This is a genomic window from Micromonospora sp. ATA51 (genome assembly GCF_016802855.1).
GTDB lineage: Bacteria > Actinomycetota > Actinomycetes > Mycobacteriales > Micromonosporaceae > Micromonospora > Micromonospora sicca.
This window is the reverse complement of record NZ_JAEVHJ010000571.1, coordinates 1-2,270: the sequence shown is the minus strand read 5'-3', so window position 1 is coordinate 2,270 and position 2,270 is coordinate 1. Positions and strand designations below refer to the sequence as shown.

Below are 2,270 nucleotides of genomic sequence, written 5' to 3'. Positions count from 1 at the left end.
TCGTCGGCCAGGGCGGTGCGGGCCGCCCGTACCGCCGCGAGCTTGTCGTCCGCGGCGAGCGCCGCCTCGACGCGCAGCTCGTGCAGCGGCAGCCGGTGGTTCGGCCAGAGGTACGGCCGGGCGAGGAAGGCCAGCGCGCGGCCGACCAGCTCGTCCGCGGCCGGGTGCGCCCGGGCCAGCCGCAGCCCGGCGCGGAGCTGGAGCCAGTGCAGGCCGGACACGCCGGGCGGGTCGATCCGGGCCGCCTCGGCGCAGGCCGCGTCGGCCTCATCCCAGCGGCCCAGGGCGATCAGCGCCTCCGCCCGGTTCGACAGCAGGTACGCCCCGGTGGAGCGGCTGATCCCGACCCGGCGCGCCTCGCTCACCCCGGCGGCGGCGGCCTGCTCCGACTCGGCGTAGCAGCCCAGCTCGAACAGCACGTCCGAGAGGTGCACCAGGGCGCTGACCAGGGCGGGGGCGTTGCCGGTGGCCCGGGCCACGGCCTCCGCCCGGCGCAGCTCGGCCAGTCCCAGGTCGGGGGCCTTGTCGGTGCGACAGAGCAGGGCGATCCGGGTGGGCAGCAGCGCGACGTCCACGCCGATCTGCTCGGCCGCGGTCATCGCCTCCGCGGCCACCGAGGCGGCCTGCACCGGATCGATCTTCACCAGGTGGGCGGCGATGTCGGCGAGCAGTCCGACCCGCTCCGGGCCGTCCGGCACCTCGGCCGCCAGCCGGTACGCCTCGCGCAGCTCGACGGTGCCGTCGCTCTTGCCGAGCAGCGCCAGCAGCCGTCCCCGCTGGTGGAGCAGGCGGGCGGCACGCAGCGGCTCGGCGGCGGTGTCCACCTCGGCCAGCGCGGCGCGGGTGAGGGTGGCCGCGCGGTTGTAGTCACCGGCGGTGCTGGCCGCCGCCAGGGTCTCCTCCAGCACCCGCAGGTGGTCCATGCCGAGCCGGTCGGCGGCGTCGGGCACCAGTTCCCACAGTTCCAGCACCCGTTCCAGCAGCCGGCTCTGCTCCGCGTACGCGTACCGGTCGGCGGCGGCGCAGGCCGCGGCGCGGGCGGCGACCAGGGCGCGGGGGTGGTCGTGCGCGGCGTACCAGTGGTGGGCGATCTCGGCCGGGGCGCGACCGGCGGCCACCAGGTGCGGCTGCGCCTCGATCGCCGCGGCGTAGCGGGCGTGCAGCCGGGCGTGCTCGCCGGGGAGCAGCTCGTCGTGGACGGCCTCGCGGACCAGCGCGTGGCGGAACTCGTAGTCGCCGTCGGGGTCGGCCACCACGAGCTGGGCGGCCACCGCGGCGCGCAGCGCGTCCTCCAGGTCCGACTCGGGCAGGCCGGCGACCTCGGCGAGGAGCTGGTGGGCGAAGCGGGTGCCGCCGGCGGCGGCGATCCGCAGCACCCGCTGGGCCGGATCCGGCAGCCGGTCCACCCGGGCGAGCAGCAGGTCACGCAGGGTCTCCGGCAGCGCGGCACAGCCCACCGGGTCGCCCGCGGCGGCCAGTTCCTCGATGAAGAAGGGGTTGCCCTGGGTCCGGTCGTGCACGTCGTCGACGGCCCGGGGAGCGGGCTCGGCGCCCAGCAGGTCGGCCAGGATCGCGCCGGTGCCGTCCCGGTCCAGCCGGCCCAGCTCGACGCGGTCGACGCCGCGGGCGCGGTCCAGCTCGGCGAGGAAGGGCCGCAGCGGGTGCCCGCGGTGCAGCTCGTCGGTGCGGTAGGTGCAGACCAGCAGCAGCCGGGCGGTCCGGGCCGCCCGGACCAGGAAGCCGATCAGGTCCCGGGTGGACCGGTCGGCCCAGTGCAGGTCCTCGATCACCAGGACCAGGGGCTGCCCGGCGGCGAGCCGCTGGAAGAGGTCGCCCACCAGATCGAAAAGGTAGCCGCGCGGGGTGTCCGAGACGGGCAGGCCGGTCGGTGCGGCGACCCCGGCCGGCACCCGGGCCAGCTCCGGCAGCAGGCGGGCGAACTCCGGCTCGTACCCGGAGAAGACGTCCCGGCCGTCGCGGCGCAACACCTCCCGCAGCGCCGCGGCGAACGGCGCGAAGGGCAGCCCGGCCTCGCCCAGCTCCAGGCACTGCCGACCAGGACGCGCGCCCCGGCGGCGGTGGCGAGGCGCCGAACTCCTCCAACAGCCGGGTCTTGCCGACACCGGCCTCACCGCCGACCAGGACGGTGGTGGGCTCGCCGGCGCGGGCCCGGACGAGCGCGTCGCGCAGCGCCGCCACCTCGTGCTGGCGGCGACGAGGACGGTGCTGGCGGCGCGTATGGTCACGCCGTCGAGCATGCCATGACGGCC

Annotated in this window: 1 protein-coding gene and 1 pseudogene; both read right to left on the bottom strand. The window is 77.4% G+C overall.

Features of this window, described 5'->3' with window-relative positions; genetic code table 11:
• The coding region (locus tag JNW87_RS37850; RefSeq protein WP_375373601.1) for an AAA family ATPase at window positions 1-2,123 on the bottom strand (2,123 nt) is incomplete at its 3' end.
• 7 nt (window positions 2,124-2,130) lie between these two features.
• Window positions 2,131-2,199 (bottom strand): annotated as a pseudogene (locus JNW87_RS40125) (hypothetical protein); the annotation flags it as partial.
• Window positions 2,200-2,270 lie beyond the last annotated feature (71 nt).